Source organism: Shimia biformata (genome assembly GCF_016888515.1).
Lineage (GTDB): Bacteria > Pseudomonadota > Alphaproteobacteria > Rhodobacterales > Rhodobacteraceae > Shimia_A > Shimia_A biformata.
In genome coordinates, this window is sequence record NZ_JAFEJK010000001.1 from 1,257,058 (window position 1) to 1,274,423 (window position 17,366).

Annotated in this window: 12 protein-coding genes and 2 pseudogenes; 9 read left to right on the forward strand and 5 right to left on the reverse strand. The window is 58.1% G+C overall.

Annotated elements, in window-relative coordinates:
• Window positions 1-26: 26 nt before the first annotated feature.
• From JQ863_RS06210 to JQ863_RS06220, 4 genes and pseudogenes are all read left to right on the forward strand, one after another.
• Window positions 27-734 (forward strand): annotated as a pseudogene (locus JQ863_RS06210) (IS6 family transposase).
• A 46-nt stretch (window positions 735-780) separates the two neighbouring features.
• Window positions 781-930: pseudogene (locus JQ863_RS19430) on the forward strand (IS6 family transposase); the annotation flags it as partial.
• A 223-nt stretch (window positions 931-1,153) separates the two neighbouring features.
• On the forward strand, window positions 1,154-2,230 hold the full coding sequence (gene cysK, locus JQ863_RS06215) for a cysteine synthase A (protein WP_204113441.1): 1,077 nt from the start codon (window positions 1,154-1,156) through the stop codon (window positions 2,228-2,230).
• A gap of 246 nt (window positions 2,231-2,476) precedes the next feature.
• Complete coding sequence (locus JQ863_RS06220; protein WP_204113442.1) at window positions 2,477-5,629, forward strand: ATP-binding protein; 3,153 nt, start codon at window positions 2,477-2,479, stop codon at window positions 5,627-5,629.
• A 34-nt stretch (window positions 5,630-5,663) separates the two neighbouring features.
• Here the strand turns inward: JQ863_RS06220 and JQ863_RS06225 are convergent, their stop codons facing one another.
• The 4 genes from JQ863_RS06225 to JQ863_RS06240 form a co-directional block, all read right to left on the reverse strand.
• The gene (locus tag JQ863_RS06225; RefSeq protein ID WP_204113443.1) at window positions 5,664-7,064 is read right to left on the reverse strand and encodes a Dyp-type peroxidase; all 1,401 of its coding nucleotides are present in this window, start codon (window positions 7,062-7,064) and stop codon (window positions 5,664-5,666) included.
• Window positions 7,061-7,777 (reverse strand): hypothetical protein, encoded by a 717-nt coding sequence (locus JQ863_RS06230; protein WP_204113444.1) that lies wholly within the window; start codon window positions 7,775-7,777, stop codon window positions 7,061-7,063. The genes JQ863_RS06225 and JQ863_RS06230 overlap by 4 nt, the downstream gene beginning before the upstream one ends.
• Entirely contained in the window at window positions 7,767-9,959 is a 2,193-nt protein-coding gene (locus tag JQ863_RS06235; protein ID WP_204113445.1) for an SMP-30/gluconolactonase/LRE family protein, read from the reverse strand. Before JQ863_RS06235 ends, JQ863_RS06230 begins: the two co-directional genes overlap by 11 nt.
• A 460-nt stretch (window positions 9,960-10,419) precedes the next feature.
• Window positions 10,420-11,373, reverse strand: a complete 954-nt coding sequence (locus tag JQ863_RS06240; protein WP_204113446.1) for a LysR family transcriptional regulator — start codon at window positions 11,371-11,373, stop codon at window positions 10,420-10,422.
• A 212-nt stretch (window positions 11,374-11,585) separates the two neighbouring features.
• Here JQ863_RS06240 and JQ863_RS06245 point away from each other — a divergent pair, with 212 nt between their 5' ends.
• The 3 genes from JQ863_RS06245 to JQ863_RS06255 all read left to right on the forward strand — a co-directional run bounded on the left by JQ863_RS06245 (window position 11,586) and on the right by JQ863_RS06255 (window position 14,481).
• Window positions 11,586-12,596, forward strand: a complete 1,011-nt coding sequence (locus JQ863_RS06245; protein WP_204113447.1) for a TRAP transporter substrate-binding protein — start codon at window positions 11,586-11,588, stop codon at window positions 12,594-12,596.
• 77 nt (window positions 12,597-12,673) lie between these two features.
• Window positions 12,674-13,228: a TRAP transporter small permease gene (locus tag JQ863_RS06250; protein ID WP_204113448.1), complete on the forward strand. Its 555-nt coding sequence runs from the start codon at window positions 12,674-12,676 to the stop codon at window positions 13,226-13,228.
• The gene (locus JQ863_RS06255; protein WP_204113449.1) at window positions 13,225-14,481 is read left to right on the forward strand and encodes a TRAP transporter large permease; all 1,257 of its coding nucleotides are present in this window, start codon (window positions 13,225-13,227) and stop codon (window positions 14,479-14,481) included. Before JQ863_RS06250 ends, JQ863_RS06255 begins: the two co-directional genes overlap by 4 nt.
• Window positions 14,482-14,495: 14 nt before the next feature.
• On the opposite strand, the gene JQ863_RS06260 is transcribed toward JQ863_RS06255, so the two are convergent.
• Window positions 14,496-14,744, reverse strand: a complete 249-nt coding sequence (locus JQ863_RS06260) for an antibiotic biosynthesis monooxygenase family protein (protein ID WP_204113450.1) — start codon at window positions 14,742-14,744, stop codon at window positions 14,496-14,498.
• 91 nt (window positions 14,745-14,835) lie between these two features.
• Between JQ863_RS06260 and JQ863_RS06265 the strand changes: the two genes are divergently transcribed.
• Entirely contained in the window at window positions 14,836-16,143 is a 1,308-nt protein-coding gene (locus JQ863_RS06265) for a metal-dependent hydrolase family protein (protein WP_204113451.1), read from the forward strand.
• Window positions 16,144-16,155: 12 nt separating this feature from the next.
• Window positions 16,156-17,355: a serine hydrolase domain-containing protein gene (locus JQ863_RS06270; protein ID WP_204113452.1), complete on the forward strand. Its 1,200-nt coding sequence runs from the start codon at window positions 16,156-16,158 to the stop codon at window positions 17,353-17,355.
• The last annotated feature ends 11 nt before the right edge of the window (window positions 17,356-17,366 follow it).

The window sequence follows — 17,366 nt, forward strand, 5'->3', positions numbered from 1 at the left end:
GCAAGGTGCTGACATGGCGTCCGGCAATGACCAATCGATCGCCGTTCCGCTACTTTCGCACTTCACCCGAGATCATCCGCCTTGCGGTGATGAAGTATGTCCGGTTTCCATTATCACTTCGCAATGTCGAAGAACTGTTGCATGAGCGCGGCATCGACGTGAGCTACGAGTCTGTCCGTTTTTAGTGGCAGAGGTTTGGGCCGAAAATCGCCTCTGAAATTCGCAGGAAACGATCGCAATCGATGCGGCACTATTCAAACTGGAAGTGGCACCTGGACAAGTTGTTTGTGAAGATCAACGGCGAGCGGCACTGCTTGTGGCGAGCTGTCGATCACGAGGGCGAAGTGCTGGAAAGTTTTGTCACGAAGGCTCGTGATAAGCAAGCTGCATTGAAATTCCTCAAGAAATCAATGCGTAGGTATGGCCGACCGAAAGCGATCGTGACTGATGGGCTCCGGTCCTACGGTGCTGCGATGAAGGAAATTGGCAACGTACGTCGGCAGGAAACTGGGCGCTGGCAGAACAATCGGGCCGAGAATTCTCATCTGCCATTTCGACGACGAGAACGGGCGATGAAAGGCTTTCGACGATTGCGAAGTCTGCAGAAATTCGTCTCCGTCCACGCATCTGTTCTCAACCTTTTCAATTCGGACCGTAGCCTTCATTCCAGACCAAGTTTCAAGTTGAACCGTTCTGCAGCTCTTGCCGAGCGGCGCCAACTTTGTGCTGAATAAAGGGCAGTAATCCTGTCCGGGCTGGGACTAGTTCGAAGCTGTCTGACAGCACCGGCACTTACCTTTTCGACGAAGGGAGCGGGCAATGTTGCGTTTCAGGCGCATGCGACGTCTACAGAAATTCGCCGCCGTCCATGCTTCAATCTACAACCTCTTCAATTCAGAACGCAGCCTCTACTCAAGATCAACATTCTAGCTCAACCGCGCCGCCGCTCTCGCTGAGTGGCGCAGTCTCTGCGCGGGATAGGGACAGTGATACTGTCCTTGTAGAGACTGGTTCGAATTCGTCTGGCAGCACCTGCCCAAAAGCTTTTCACCGCGAAGTTGTTGGGACTGTGCTAGTGTTCGGCAGTCGTGCTTGCGTTAAGCCCAATTTGGGCTGACTGTTTTATTGAAACCGAATTTATGAGGGGGACACGATGTCCATTATTTCAACCAACGGCCGCACTTGTCGCTTTGACAGTATTCTTGACACGATCGGCAATACGCCCGTCGTACGTGTCAATCGGATCGCGCCTGACCACGTTTCGGTCTATGTCAAAATGGAAGCGTTCAACCCGGCAGGTTCCGTGAAAGATCGTTTGGCGCTGAGTATCATCGAAACGGCGGAAAAGAACGGAACGCTCAAACCGGGGCAGACCGTGGTCGAGGCAACGTCGGGCAATACCGGGATCGGACTGGCGATGGTCTGCGCGGCCAAGGGCTATCCGCTTGTGGTGACGATGGCGGACAGTTTTTCTGTTGAGCGGCGGAAACTGATGCGGTTTCTCGGGGCAAAGGTGGTGTTGACCCCGCGGGAACTCAAAGGGTTTGGAATGTACACCAAAGCCAAGGAACTGGCGGAAGAAAACGGTTGGTTCTTGGCCAGTCAGTTCGAGACGGCAGCCAATGCCGACGTTCATGAAAAAACAACTGCGCGCGAAATCCTGGCGGATTTCGAGGGGGCGTCGCTCGATTACTGGGTGACCGGTTATGGCACCGGTGGAACCGTCACCGGCGTGGCGCGTGTGCTTCGAAAAGAACGCCCCGATACGAAAATCATCCTGGCGGAACCCGCCAACGCAGCAATTGTAACCTCGGGATACGTCAACAAGCGAAATGCCAACAACCAGCCGCTGGAAAGCCACCCGTCGTTTGAGCCGCATCCAATTCAGGGCTGGACGCCGGATTTCATTCCTTTTGTCCTTCAGGAGAGCATTGATAACGGGTTTTATGACGAACTTGTCAAAGTGCCTGGGCCGGAGGGCATCGAATGGTCCCGTCGACTGGCCGCCGAAGAAGGGATTTTCGTTGGCATTTCTGCGGGTGCGACCTTTGCCGCGGCAATGAAAGTTGCGGAAACGGCCCCGGAAGGGGCGTCGATCCTGGTCATGTTGCCGGATACGGGCGAGCGGTATCTTTCAACACCGTTGTTTGATGGCATCGCCGAGGAGATGACCGAAGAGGAGCGCGAGATATCGCAATCCACGCCATCGGCGCAGATGCAGGCGGTCTAGACGGCCTGCAGGCCTGCCAGACCTTGCGCGGAATATCTGCGCAAGGTCATAAAATGCCGGGCCGAACAATCCCTGGTTGAGCGTTGGTGCTGTTGCGGCCCCCTCGCACCCCGTTTTTCACCCTTCCAGCCAAGGTGCAGATGACCTGACACAAACAAACCCTTCTCCAGATGCTGTTGAATTTGTAAAGTTTAATGCATGCCATCAGCGTCGAGGCCAGCCCCTGAGACAGCGCCGTCATCGGCCATGGAGCAGCGACGGCATGTGTCGGTCATGTTTGCCGACATGGTGGGCTATACTGCTGCGCTTGAACCCCTCGACCCAGAAGAGGCGCTTTCGTTAACACGCGAGATCTACGACTTCCTATGCAATGCTGTGCATGCAGAGGGTGGTCGGGTCAGCGGGTTTGGCGGCGACAGCATAATGGGGATTTTCGGCCTTTCTGAACGGCATGAAAACCCGGCGCTGAACGCCAGTCACGCAGCCTTGGCCGTGCATGAAGAGTTTGACCGGCAGGCGGCTGCATTGCGGGAGAGGTTCGGCATATTACCCAGCATGCGGGTCGGAATTAGCACCGGTCATGCAATTGTTGCTCTTATGGATGATGACGGGTCGTCGCCCACGCTGATTGGACACACGGTTAACCTGGCATCACGGATTGAGGGGCTGGCCGGTGCGGGAAATACACTGATTTGCGATACCACGCGCAGCATGCTTGCTGGGCTGGCCGAGGTAGAGCATTTCGGGGTCAAGACCATATCCGGGATCACCAAGCCGCAAACCCTGTGGAAATTGAAGTCCATTGTGCCGGGGGCGACGCGGTTCGATGCCTCCCGCGCCCGTGGTCTCAGCCTTTTTGTGGGACGAGATAGCGAACTGGACACAATTCTGACGGCGCATCGCGACTCGAAGAAAGGGCATGTCGTGGTGGATGTCGTCGCCGAACCGGGGTCCGGGAAGTCTCGGCTGGTGCATGAGTTTCTTGAGCGCATTCAACCGGAAGAACCACGGGTGTTCCTTGGCCAATGCGCCGCTGACGGGGGGGACACGGCCTTTTTGCCGTTCGAGATGATCGTGCGCGCAGCATTCGGAATCCGCGAAACGATGTCCCAAAAAGAGATCGCGTCACACCTTTCTGCCGGTCTCAAGGCATCCGGGCTGGCGTCCGCCGAAAATCAGGCGCTGCTTCTGAACTTTCTTGGTCTCAAGGCGCCATCTGAACCGCTGCAGCGGCTGGATAGCGTCCTGATCGGTCTGCGCACTCGTGATCTTCTGCAAGCCTTGCTTGAGGAATCCTGCAAGTCCGGTCCGGTCATTATGGTGATGGAAGACATCCATTGGATTGACCAGGCCTCGGCAAATCTGCTGGAACGCATCATCGAGAACGAGGCGGTCTCGAACCTTCTTATCATTCATACCCGGCGAACCGGTTATCCGATGTCATGGGAAGACTGCCCAAGTTGCCGCCAAATCCGCCTGCGGCCCCTCGGCGAGAAGGAAATTGGGGACTTCGTGGCAGAGCGGCTTGATGTGCCTGAAATCCCGGCGGACCTTGAAAGGCAGTTGGCCGAGCGCTCTGGTGGCAACCCGCTGTTTGCCGAAGAGATCGTGCAATTCCTGCTTGAGACCGGGGCGCTGATCGTTACCGACGGCAAGGCGACTTTTGACACGACAGCAGGTGCGGCAACCCTGCCCACTAGTGTCACGGTTCTGCTTGCCGCCCGCGTCGATGGGTTGACGCCCGATCAGCGCAGGCTTTTGCAGGTGGCGTCCGCAATTGGACGGCGGTTTGATACCGGCCTGCTGGACCTTGTGATGGATGACCCTGCCGGGGTGCGCGGATCACTTCACGCTCTTTCCGCATTGGACATGCTGCGCCAAGAGGAAAAGGATGGCGCGACGGAATATGTATTCAAACACGCGCTTTTGCAGGATTGCGTCTATGACACGTTGCTCAACGACCAGCGCGAGGCGCTGCACCTGAAGATCGCCGAAAGCATCGAGAAGCGAAGTGGAGAAAGGCCGGGCGAAGCGGCGGCGCAACTGGCCTATCACTTCGGACTGACCAAATGTACGGAACGGGCTTTTTACTATTCGGTGCGGGCCGGCCGTCGCAGCATGCGCGTGTTTTCCCTCGGAGAGGCGGAAAACGCGTTTGTCGCGGCTTTTGACGCATACCACAAGAACCCGGATGTGATCGAGGATGCCGCGCTTGGCGAATTCCTGGCCGATTACGCCCGCTGCCTTGATCTGTCGCTCAAGATCAATTCACTTTTGTCGCTCGCGGATGAGGCCTTGCCGATATTCCAACGCGTTGGTGACAGTCGCGCCCGGGCCATATTCATGCATCACTTTTCCATTGCTCTGACCTGGAATGGGCGGTTCCCGGACGGGTATCGCGCGGCCTGCGAACTGGTTGAAATCTCAAACCGCCTGGATGACCCGGTAAGCGATGCATATGGACGTGTGACCGAGCTTGCGATTTCCATTTACGCCGCTCCCAAGTCAAATGCGATATTTGCCGAGGCCCGGCAAAGAATAGATGCGTTGTTGGCGGAAGTGGACGATCCGTACTTGGACAATTTCCACCGGGCGCACATGGGGTGGGATGCCATGACCCGCGGCCGCGTGAATGATGCGCGCTTGGAAGCCGAAAAAATGATTGCTCACGGCCACGCGACCAACGATCCGCGGGCGCTTGGCTATGGCACGGCAATGCTGGCATTGATCGCAATGCTTTCGGATGATTACGCGACTGCGCTGCAGCTTTCCGAACTGGCGCATGAGTTCAGCCGCGTGGAATTCGAAAAGAGCATCGCCAGCGCCGCTCGGTTCGGGGCGCTGATCCCGTCGGGCAAACTTGAGGCGGCACCGGACGTCGCCGCATTTGTCGACTCGTGCAGGTCACGCGGGTTGCAACTGATCCTGACCGGACCAGAACCGACACTGGCCATCGCGCGTGCGATTCAAGGCGACATCGACGAAGCCGTCAAAGACCTTGAGGCGATCATCGCAGGGCACGACGCGGCAGGCCGTGTGGGGTCCGCCGATCTGGTGCGGTTTTATCTCTGTGAACTCTACCTCTCTGTTCTGTTCGGCGAAGGGGATGCGTCGCTTGGGGTGCTTTGGCGCAATCGCCGCAGCATTCTCAGGATCATGCTTTCGGGTGAAAAGACTGTTGCAAGGCTGGTCGAAAAAGTGCGCGAAAACCCGCAATACGATGCGGATGGCCACTATGTCGGGCGCTGTGAAATGTTGCTGGGACTTCTCTATGCGGCGCGCAAGAAACGTGATCTGGCACGCGTCCATCTGGGCAAAGCGCGACAGATCATTGTCCAATTCGGACCGTCACCGATGTTGCAACGGATCGAAAAGGCCTATGCAGACTGTTCCAAGTGATGCGGCAAGTTCGGACAGCACGTATCAGCGGGGATCATAGACCCTGTGCCGCCATGCTACGAATGGCCGGCAGGCTTGGCAAAAACAGATAAGCCCCCCCTCGAGGGTGAACAAAGCGCGGCAGACCGTGAAGGCGGAAACGCCCGCCATCGCGCAATTTCATGTCAAACCAGCTCGTGTCGCGGCAATTGGCGCCCAGAAGCGGGTCGTTTGAACCGGTGATTTCGGGGTCTTGCAAGCCCAGGTTCAGCCAGTCGGACATGATCGCCTCGAACTGCGCGCTGATGCTTGCGCCAATGAAGTTCCCCAAGAGTCCGCGTTTTTCAGTGTCCGGGTTCTTCGGGTCAAACGGGGGGCCATAGGGCATGCCCCGACGCACCAGGCGCCTCGTGTAGTTGGCCATGCGCTGAACAATGGGGCCACCACGCGGATTGCACCGGCGCATATGCGCCCCGGCCGGGCAGCGCGAGACGACGTTATAATCGAAATTCGTAAGCGAGACACCCTGCGGCGGGTTCGGGCTTTCCGGTGAGCTTTCAACAGGTGTGCCCTTGCGCCAGCGGCCGCACATTTGTGCTGCCACCAATTCGCGCAGCGCCCCATGCAGATCCAGACCCTCGGACACCCACCACGGATCATCGAGATCCAGCAAGTCCTTGGCGAGGTCGTTTTCCAGAAGAACCCTTGCAGAGGCCGAAAGCCAGCTCTCAAAACCGGCGCAGTCCTGTTCAAGCACGCGGAACGCATCGAAGGTGCCGTTCTTCAACAGAACGCTGGGATGCCGCCCGCCAAACCAGACACTGTCGTGCAGGCTGGGATGCCCCAGCAGAAGCGTCCCCAGCGGGTCGCTTGGTTCCGAGACGTCTTTTTGGTCCCGATCATGCACCGCGTCGATCTTGGGTTGCGAGATGCTGTCCCTGTATCCGAAGAACACCTTGTCATTGGGCAATGCGATCCCGTCTCGTGTGCCAAGTATGTTGAAGAAATGACTGACCTGGACTTGCACCCCGTCCAGAACCATCTCGGTATCGGAATAGATGGATGCGACCAGGTGAATGCGCTCTGGGTGATTGAACGGAGCATCCCAATGGGTCGGCGCGCTTGTCCCGACATCCCCGATCTTGGTGGCGCGATGTGCCATGCCTTCGCGGAAATCCGTTGGGAACTGGGCAAGGTCCGCGGCTGTCAATCCCAGAGCCCGCAACCCCTGAAAGGTAATTCCGATGTTGAAGCAACGGTCCGGGCCGGGGGGCGCCCATTGCCGTTCGCGCGTGATACGTGGAACAAACTCGTTCCCCGCCTCGGCCGCGAGGGCCAGGAAACCGCATGCTTTGCGCCGGTCGATGATTTCAAGCATCAGGTACCGCACGCGATCAAACTTGTAGCCGCGCAGGATATTGCCTTGAAGCTCGTCAGGGTCGAAGTGTTCGCTCACCAGCCTTCTCCGAATTTCTGCCGAATTTGCGCCGCCGCGATACCGGGATAGGCACGGTATCCCCCGCCAAGAGAGACATTCGGGTTAGCGGTGAATTGCAGCACCATGGCGCGCGGCAGGGTGCGCAAATCATGCTGTTCCGTTCCCGGTGCGATCCCTTTTGCCTGATCCTGAAGGTCAAACAGATCACCGGGAAAATCCGGAACCTGAAAAAGGTCATGGGCATGGACCCAGTCAATGAATTTGTCGGCATTTTCAGATGTCGGCTTGAGCGCTTCGCCCCCTTCAACATGATCCATGATCGCGTCGAAAACATTGCCGATCGCGACAATGAAATCGCGGATGTAGTTGCTGAAATCACCATCATACGCCGAGATCATGCACAAATTGTTCCCAACAAGCAGAAACCGGGCGAAATGCACCGTGCCGACACTGTCAAGACCGGCGAAAATTTCATCGGCATTCTGCGCAATCGCCTGTGCAACCTCGGCGCGGCCAAGCGGAGAGGGGTCCTTGAGCGGCATGATGAGGTTCATCATACGTTGAAGGTTCTCGCTTGGTTGCGTCGCCTCACGCGGCCCGCCCGGAAGCTTGGGCTTGGGATCGCGCCATTTCCAGTATGGAATGACGATGACGCGCGACAAGAACCGGAACCAGCCCTTCTTGGGCAGGTCATTGACATATTGGTCGAGCCAGCCGGGTTTATCCCTCATTTGCGCTCTCCTTTGCGAATGGGCAGGGCTTGGCGTCGCGCCATTCACTGGATTTTTCATAGGCCAGCTTGCGGATTTGCAGAACCTCGTCTTCCGATGCGTCAATGCCATCGGTCAGTAGCATCGGATTAAAGCTGAGGTCCTCCGCCGCCTGACCCATGAACCTGTCCAGCGTCAAGGTGCCCATGATTACGCGCGGGCGATGCGGTGGCCAAGCGCGCGCGGGGTCCTTGAAGTCGTCGCCGTCCTCGCCAATCGTCATCATCAGAAGAAACCTGGTCGGTCCCGGCTCAAGCCGTTCTTTCAACGCGTCGTTGAGATAGTTCTCGGTCAGCTTGTTCGCATCGGCGGCCGTGGTTGTGTCAATCGGAGCGACCCCGTCCACTGGCTGCCATTCAAATCGCACATATCGTTTGTTGGCGTCCTGTCCCGCACCGGTCACAATGAAAGTATGCACCGCAAAATAGGCCGCGCGGTTGTATGAACTGGGCGCACCAATCGACGCGGCGTCCAGCACGGCCTGACGCGCAAACGGGTTTTCCTTGGCGTATTTCATTGCGCCTTCATCCGGGCGATAAACCTCGCCGGGGTAGGGGTCACGCCTCGGCAACATCAGGCGCAGGTAGTCACCGATCTTGGCCAGCGGTCTTTCCATCGAGAACTTCTTGGGCTCTGCCGCAAGCGCAAAGTCATAGAACTGTTCGGGAGTCGACGTGAAGAACTCTCGCAGGGTCATCGCGATCAAGTCGGTGTCGGATCCATCTGGCAGGTGAAAGCGGGTCGCCATCCCGCGCACGTCAGACCAGCCGTCGCGCCGGGACGCCGCGCCAGATCCGTTCGAGAAACGGACCGTGACCGGGACACCCAGTCTTTTGTCGGGCTCCCCGGCCGGATTTTCGCGATCTGGTCTGGGTTTTGCCCTCTGGATCAGGGCCTCAAGATCGAAATGTGCTGCCCGGCAATACCGGCTGGCGACTTTGGACGGGGTGAAATGGCCCGTGGCGCAGACACCAAAGGCGTGAACTGGCCGCATTCCGCCCGCTTCGGGCTTGCGGCCAACGGATGAATAAAGTTGGTTCACCAGCGTTTCCGCCAGTTGCGGTTTGACCGGGCTTCCAAGCGTCAGCCTGGCCAAATCATTGAAATGCAGGGTAACTCCCGGCGTATCACTGCGCCCCTTGAAGATTTTTCCTGTGGTCGAAGCGGTCACCCAGACATCCTTCATATCCGGGCCACCGAAGCACAGGTTCGTGGTCATCATGTCCTCGAAAGGAACATGTTTCGGCGGTGTCTTGCAGGTATGGTCGAAGATCGTAAGCCCGCCATTAATCAACGTGCCAACCACGATGTTGCCGTCGGCGGCAACCTTGAGGCTGTCGAGCCACTGATACCCCGGCAGCGTTGCCACAACCCGCCCCGGCATCCCGGCAAGTTCCCCGGCAAGCGGGGTCAGCTTCTCATCAAGGTCCAGTGCCCATAGCCGGGCCGACACCGTGTCCGAGACGTAAAGCACCGTTTTGACCCCATCGGGCAAGTCACTTTCGCCCGGTGGCGACAGGCCGATGCCGTTGGGCGTTTCAAATCCTTCGCCATGTGGGGTCGTGGGGGTCGCGACCTTTTGAATTGAAGTTCCATCGATCGAGGCGCGGTAAACTGCGCCCTTGATCAGCTTGTCGGGATACTGAACGCCTGTGTCTGTGAACCAGAATTTGCCGGTTTCGTCGAACACGATGTCATCCGGCGTCAGAAGGCCGACGTTGTCATAGAGTTTCGTGACTTTGAATGTCTGAAGGCAAACGCGTTGGATATACCCGCCCGAAAAATTCGCTGAGGGGCCCGCCGGATCAGGGATCGTGATCGTCGGCTCTTTTTTGTCCGACGCCGCTTTCCCGCCCGACTGCGGCGCCTTGGCCCTGGGATTGAGGTCAGATGGGTGAACGTCGACAAAATTGTAAACACCACCATTGTTGCAAACATAAAGCGCGCCATCGGGTCCGACGGCGGCCCCATTCGGGCCATCCCCGAGATGCACGACTACCTCCGGTTCCTGTCCCTCAACGATATGAACCAGGTCGCCATTCCGGATATCCACAACAAGCAAACTGCCATCGCCAAGCGCCACTGGCCCTTCGGGAAAACCTTTCAGAATTGCAAATTCACGAAACCCACTAAACTTAGTCATCAAGTACGCCTCCTTTGAGGGAAGCACGGCGGATTCCTATTGGGACATGGTTCAATCGTGTATGTCCGGTTACATGACAAGTAACCTGAATCCGGTCGCGCACTGACGGTAGCTCGACAAGAACATCTGGCTAGCCAAGCACTCAATCACCTTTGGCGCAAGTTTTTTGACCGTTTGGGCGAAACGGCGCGTGTCCATTAGTCCAGGATTTGGGGAGTGTCGCCGCAGAAAACGGGTGATGAAATCGGGCCGATGGTGTTGGTGCCTGGACGAGGAATTCTTGAAGGTCGACAGGCAATGCCATTGCCTTCGGCGGGTGGTGAACCGGGAAGAGCCGGTACGCAACAGTCCCACAAAGCGTCGTCACACCGAAGCGCAGGGACGTCTTTTCTGCGCTTTTCAAACCAGCAGCCGGGCGCGGCCACGTGCTGCCATCTCGCCTGATTGGATCAAGGCGTTATCAGGAGTGCGAAGCAAAGATGCCGGGGGGCGAGGGCAGTCTTCTTTCATACTCGCGCCGGCTGACTTCCAGGATTTTGTTGTGCAGCTTGGGGACGCTGGGGTGGGGCACCCGGTTTCGCATTGTCGCAATCATCCACTTGCCCGAAATGCCCAGGTCAATCGGGACCTGTTCAAACAGGCCAAGGGCAAGTTGATTTCGGACGGTTCCGGTTGTTGTCATCAGAACGAGGTCACTGTCCAGCACGGCATCGCGCAGCGCAGCGATATTGGTGCTGTTGATCGCAATCAAAGGCGGGGAATTGGCGAATTCGACGCCCAGGGCGCTTGCGAATTCGCGTAGCAAATCCTTTGGAAAATGGGTTCCGGCGAGTTTGTAGCGCAACAGGTCAGAGACCCTTGGCTTCACTATCTTCAAGACCGGATGCCCCGATCGGCAAAACGCGCCGCTGGTTTGCGGTGGCAGTTGTGTCAGGTCCAGATCGTCCACATCCGAATGCAGATCCCGCGCGTCACCGACAATCAGATCATAGGTTTCGTCACGCAGGCCCGCGACGAGATGCGTCGTCTCATCCACGATCAGATCGAGCCTGACGTTGGGATGCGCATCGTGCCACTCTGCGATAATCGGCCCGGCCAGCGAGGTGGAGTAGACCGCAGTCATGCCGACGCGAATATGTCCGGTCTGACCTGTGCCCAGGTTGGCTATCGTCTGGTCCAGGTTGCGCGCTTCGAACAGGACGGCCTCGACCCGGTCATAAATATTTCGTCCCGCCGAGGTCAGACGGACGGGGCGTTCCGACCTTTCAATCAGCGTCATTCCCAAGCGAGTTTCAAGGCTGCGAATCGAGTTGCTTAGCGCGGGTTGAGAGATATTGGCCAGCTCTGCAGCCCGGGCGAAGCTGCGCTCCTGTGCGACCAGTTTGAAATGTTGGAGTTGGGTCAAATTCTGCATGGGTTCGGTTTCCGATGTCTTTTCTGCGTATCTTACGTTGCGTCACCGCGCGCACTGGGACGCCCAAGTTCCCGAGAAGGCTAGTTTTTGTTGATAACATTCGTCAAGTGAATGTTGTTATTAAAAAATTGTATTGGAATGAATGTTGTCTCTCTCCGATACTGGGGATCGCCAACGTCCGGACCAGACCTGACGCGGCAAGGAGGAGCAAAATGAAAACCATCAAATCACTTGCGATCGCCGGCCTTGTGGCCCTTGCGACCGCGTCATCTGCACATGCCGAAACCGTATTGAAGCTTGCCACGGCAGCGCCGGAACAAACCCCCTGGGGTGTTCAGGTGAACCGTCTGGCCGAACTGATTGCCAAGGAAAGCGACGGCCGCCTCAAGGTTGAGCCCTACTTCAACTCGCAGCTCGGCACCGAGAATGACACGCTGGCACAGCTGGCGCGGGGCCGGATCGAAATGGGTCTGTTCACGGTCAGCGCCGCGGGCCAGCAAGCCCCTGAAGTTGGCCTGATGCAACTTTATGGCTATTTCGACAACAACGACCAGCGCGCCTGCGTGCAGGACAATCACCTGACCGAAGATATCCGCGCACGTCTGGCACCCAAGGGCGTTTACTTTGGCGCATGGGCGGAAGTCGGCAACGGCTATGTGATGTCGGACCGCGAAATCACCAGCGCCGAAGACCTGAAAGGTCTGAAGGTCGGGATGTCGGTCAACAAGATCAACACCGAGCATTGGAAAGTATTCGGTGCCAACCCCGTTCCGCTGAGCCCGGGCGAGGTTGCCTCGGCCGCATCGACCGGCCTGATCGACGTCTATCCGACGGTCTATACCTTCTACATTCCCTCTGGCCTGAGCAAGATTTACCCGGTTGTGACCGAGTATAACTATGCCAACGGCCCCGGCATGTGGGCAGTCAGCCAACGTGTTTTGGACGGCTTGAGCGAAGAAGATCAAGCGGCCATCAAACGCGCGTTTGCTGACCCTGCCTTCTCGTCCAAGGCGATCATGGACGAAATCTTTGCCTTCGAGGACAAGATGCGCGCACTGCACGAATCCCAGGGCGGCAAGATCGTCACTCTGGATGACGCGCAGATCGCCAGCTTCCGTGACAAGCTTCCGCCGTGGTGGGAAGCCATGGCCGCCGACCACGGCGACGATGGCAAGGCTATCCTGAAGCTGATGGAAGACGGCAAAGCTGCCTGCAAAGGTTGAGCCGAACCGCCTGAAACCAAAAGGCGCCGCCCCGATACCGTCGGGGCGGCATCCCCCCAAATCCGAAAGCGGATCCCATGACAAATCAATCCGTCCCCGTGCCGGTTTCGGCACTTCTGAAGATATGGCATGTCCTTGAGCGATGGATCGCCGTAATTGCCTTTTCCCTGATCGGTGCGCTGATATTTGCGGATGTCGCTGGTCGAGAATTCGTTGGTCCCGTGGGAACAGCACTGGGTTTTGACATGGGGGCAACGGGTATCTATGGCGCCCGTAAGGTTTCGTTGTTCCTGCTGGTGATCGGGGCTTTTGCCGGTCTTGGGGTCAGCGTTGCCACCGGCACCCAGATCGTGCCGCGTATCGCCTTCAAATGGGTGCCGGAAAGCTGGGGCCCGCATGTCGATCGCCTGTCCAATCTGCTGAGCGGCCTCGTCTTCACCGCTGTCGCCTATTACGGTTGGGTCTTTGTCAGCGCCTCGCGCGACATTGGCACCGTCATGCCGGGGCTGGATACGCCGGTCTGGATCATCCAGGCGGCCATTCCCATCGGCTTCCTGTCAGCGGCCATCCGCTATTTCATTTTTACAATCTGGCCGGGCAGCGCCCCCGCACGTGAGGAGATTCCAGAATGAGCGCCCTTGGACTTCTCGCTCTTGTTCTTGGTCTGCTGGTTCTGCGCCAGACCCTGACCGTCATCCTGATCGCTTCGATCGCCTACGTTCACCTTGTCTGGGGCCACGGTTATCTCGACTACATCGTCGAAGACATGTGGACCTCGCTCAACAAGGAACTGATCCTGTCGGTGCCCTTGTTCCTCTTGTGCGGCGCGGTCATGACCGAAGGCACCGCCGCCCGCCGTCTTGTGCGGATCGTGCGCGCCATCACTGCTCCGACCCGTGGCGGGCTGGGTGTTGCGGCGATTATCTCTTGTGCGGTGTTCGCGGCCATCTCGGGCTCGTCGATCGTGACCATGATCGCGGTTGGCTCGGTGCTTTATCCGGCCATGCGCGAAGCGGGTTATACCAACCGCTTTGCCTTGGGCACGGTTGTCTCGGGCGGTACGCTGGGTATCATCATCCCGCCGTCGATCCCGCTGATCCTCTATGGTCTCGTCACCGAGACGTCGATTGTCGACCTGTTCCTGGCTGGCATTTTGCCGGGGCTGGTACTGATCGGGCTGATGACGGCCTATGCGATCTGGGCCAACCGCAACCAGCCGCCGCAGAAGATGGACTGGACCGAGTTGCGTGAGGCGCTGCGCGAAGGCATCTGGGCGGCGCTGTTCCCTGTGATCCTGCTGGGCGGTATCTATTCAGGCTATTACTCGCCCACCGAAAGTGCGGCCGTGGCGCTGGTCTATGCCCTGTTCATCGAGTTCTTCATCCACCGCGAAATGAACCTGAAAGGGTATTTCAACGTGGTCACCGAAACCGCCAAGCTGGGTGGGGCGCTGTTCCCGCTGATCGCTGTGGCCCTGTCGCTGAACCTGATCCTGACGGAATACCGTGTACCGGCGCAGATGGTGGAACTGGCCGAGATGTGGATCACCAACCCAATCGCCTTTATCCTGATCGTGAACGTTCTGTTGCTGATCGTCGGTGCTTTCATGACCACCAACGAGGCGATCCTGATCCTGGGGCCGATCCTGATGCCGGTGGCACAGGCCTATGGGTTCCATCCGGTGCATTTCGGGATCATCATGATCGTGAACCTTGAGATCGGCTACCTGACACCACCGGTTGGCATGAACCTCATGGTGGCCATGGTCACGTTCAAGCAGAAGTTTGGCGAACTGGTGATGTCGGTTCTGCCCTATATCGCCGTCATGGTTCTGGGCCTGATCCTGATCACCGTGTTCCCGTGGCTGTCGCTGGGTCTGCTGTAATGACGCGCGCCGTCTCAGCCCTGAAAGACAGGGCCGAAGACTTCGGCCAGCTCGATTTCAGCCACAAGGTGGCCGATGTCGGCAAGCTGGGCGGCGCGCGCCGGATGTGTGCCCCAGGCGTGATAGCTTTCCGCGTCACGCCAGCGGGCAAGGACACAAACCCGGTCGGGATCTTCGACACTGGCGCGCAACTCGCCGTCGATGAACCCCGGAATCGCATCGGCGCATTCGCTGAGAACGCCGCGGTCGAGAAATGTCTTCATGGCCGCCGGTCCCTGACCGGGTAGGACGCGTACAACGAGTAGTGACTGAAACATGGCGGCTGCTCCTTGAAGTCGGAAATGTGAGGTAATGATGGAACAGACAAGCACACACCCGCGCCCGATCCTAGGGCAACGTGACGGCACGCCGGTTCTGTTTCGTAACGCGCGCGTCTTTACCGGCACATCCGACACACTGCTGGACGGGTATGACGTGCTGGTGGCCGATGGCCGTATTGCCAATATCGCAAAGGGCATCGATGCCGATGCCAGCTGGCAGGTGATCGACGCAGCCGGTCGCGTGATGAGCCCGGGCTTCATTGACGCCCACGCCCACGTGATGTTCCAGATGTCTTTTCCCGAAGCATTCGGTTCGGACGAGTTTTACTGGGCATACAAGGCGACCGCCGCGGCTGAAACCTACCTGATGAACGGCTTTACCACGATCCGCGATGTGGGCGGCAATTGCTTTTCCCTGAAAAAGAATATCGACGCTGGGGTTCTGGCGGGACCGCGCATCTATCCCTCGGGGCCGATGATCTCGCAAACATCCGGTCACTCGGATCACCGCCAGGATTGCCAGAAATGCGCCGCGATCCTGAATGAACCGTCGGTGCCGATGAAATACCACATGGTTGCCGTGGCCGATGGCCATGACGGTGTGCTGGTGGCGGTGCGCGAGGCGTTCCGGCGCGGTGCAAGCCAGATCAAGATCTGCACCACGGGCGGCACCGGGTCCTATGCCGACCCGCTGGATGTGACGCAATTCCTGCCTTGTGAAGTGCAGGCTGCCGTTGCCGCCGCCAAGGACTGGGGCACCTATGTTTGCACTCACGCCTACCACGATGAGGGCATCCGCCGCGCGGTGGAGAATGGGGTGCAATGCGTCGAGCATGCCAACCTTGCCACTGAACAGACGCTGCGGATGATGATGGATCAGGGTATCTGGCTCTCGCCGCAGGTGATTGTCTATACCAAGCATCCCCTTGGATATACCGAGGATCAGAAAGCCAAGCATGACGAAGCCTATGATGGCATCGACAACATGATGACGACCGCGCGGAAAATCGGTTTTGAGAAGATCGCATTTGGCTCGGACATCATCACCGATCCCGAATTGCTGGCCCGCGTCAATGACGAGTTCAAGTTCCGCACCAAATGGTTCACCCCGTTTGAGGTGATGCGGCAGGCGACCGCGCTTTCCGGCGAGTTGCTGGCGATGAGCGGCCCGCGCAATCCCTACAAGGGCAAGCTTGGCGTGATCGAAGAAGGCGCGTTTGCGGACCTTTTGCTGATCGACGGCAATCCCCTTGACGATATCGACGTTGTTACCCGACCGGCGGAAACACTGCACCTGATCATGAAAAACGGTGCGATTCACAAAAACACGCTGGCGCAATAGCAGGAGGAAACCATGCCCGATCGTTCTGCCGATCACAGATACAGAATGCGTGCCCAGGTTTCTGTGCCGAAACTGCTGGAATGCGGCGAGGTTGCGCATTGGTGGTGTACGCATATCTCGGAGACCATGCCGACGGCGCTGGTGCATTCGCCGCACGCGCCCGGTGGGTTAGAAGACGCGCCCAATGACGCGGTGATGGAAATCGAGGCGGAAACCGACCTTGGCACGCTCTCCCTGAAGGATTTTCTCGAGCATCCGCAAAGTGGCGCGCGCGGGATTATTGTAGTCAAGTCGGGCAAGATCGTCGTCGAAAGCTATCCAGACCTGCGCGCCGACCAACCGCATCTCTGGGCATCTTGTGCAAAGCCGACAGCAGGTTTGATGATCGAGTATCTGATCGACGCCGGGTTGATCGATGATGACGGTCTGATCGGCGATTACATTCCCGCGCTGCGCGACACCGAATGGCATGATGTCACCGTCCGGCAAGTCATGGACATGACCCCGGGCATGGATTGTGAGGAAAACGAGGCCACGCGCGCGGATCCGACTTCAAACGCGATCCGGGCGTTTCTTGCCGAATTCGGACATCCCGTGAACGGCAAGGTCGAAACCCTTCTTGAGGTGCTGCAATCCAGCCGCCGCGTCGGGACGCCGGGCGAGAAATTCGAATATGGTTCGCCCTGCACGCAAGTTCTTGTGTTCCTCGCCGAAACAGTCGCGGGACTGCCCTGGGCTGAACAGTTCCGCCGGAACGTCTGGTCCCATCTGCGCGCTGACGGTCCGTTTCAGGCTCATCTGACGCCCGATGGTGTCGCGCTGGCACATGGGGTCGTTTCCACGACTCTGCGGGACATGGCGCGGTTCGGGATGCTTTATACGCCCAGTTGGTCGCGCATCTCCATACAGCAAGTCGTCAGCGACGACGTAATCGCCCGCATTCGCGGCGGCGTGCGTGACAAAGCCTTTTTCATGAACGGGTATGACGGGCCGGTCTTCGTCGATCGCCTTGGGGACGACACCATGCTGGGCAATGCCCGGCAATGGGACTGCATCTGGCCCGACGGCGATTTCTACAAGGGCGGTTTCATGGATCAGGGGCTTTATGTCTCGGCCGACCGCGATCTTGTGATCGCCTATTTCTCGACCACCCCCAACATGCAGTTGACCCGATATCTGCGCCCGATTGCCACCAGTGACCTGCTTGCCTGAACTGATTTGCC

Coding starts and splice junctions, on each gene's coding strand:
- cysK (WP_204113441.1), top strand. CDS start 1,154: ATGTCCATTATTTCAACCAACGGCCGCACTTGTCGCTTTGACAGTATT.
- JQ863_RS06220 (WP_204113442.1), top strand. CDS start 2,477: ATGGAGCAGCGACGGCATGTGTCGGTCATGTTTGCCGACATGGTGGGC.
- JQ863_RS06230 (WP_204113444.1), bottom strand. CDS start 7,777: ATGAGGGATAAACCCGGCTGGCTCGACCAATATGTCAATGACCTGCCC.
- JQ863_RS06235 (WP_204113445.1), bottom strand. CDS start 9,959: ATGACTAAGTTTAGTGGGTTTCGTGAATTTGCAATTCTGAAAGGTTTT.
- JQ863_RS06240 (WP_204113446.1), bottom strand. CDS start 11,373: ATGCAGAATTTGACCCAACTCCAACATTTCAAACTGGTCGCACAGGAG.
- JQ863_RS06245 (WP_204113447.1), top strand. CDS start 11,586: ATGAAAACCATCAAATCACTTGCGATCGCCGGCCTTGTGGCCCTTGCG.
- JQ863_RS06250 (WP_204113448.1), top strand. CDS start 12,674: ATGACAAATCAATCCGTCCCCGTGCCGGTTTCGGCACTTCTGAAGATA.
- JQ863_RS06255 (WP_204113449.1), top strand. CDS start 13,225: ATGAGCGCCCTTGGACTTCTCGCTCTTGTTCTTGGTCTGCTGGTTCTG.
- JQ863_RS06260 (WP_204113450.1), bottom strand. CDS start 14,744: ATGAAGACATTTCTCGACCGCGGCGTTCTCAGCGAATGCGCCGATGCG.
- JQ863_RS06265 (WP_204113451.1), top strand. CDS start 14,836: ATGGAACAGACAAGCACACACCCGCGCCCGATCCTAGGGCAACGTGAC.
- JQ863_RS06270 (WP_204113452.1), top strand. CDS start 16,156: ATGCCCGATCGTTCTGCCGATCACAGATACAGAATGCGTGCCCAGGTT.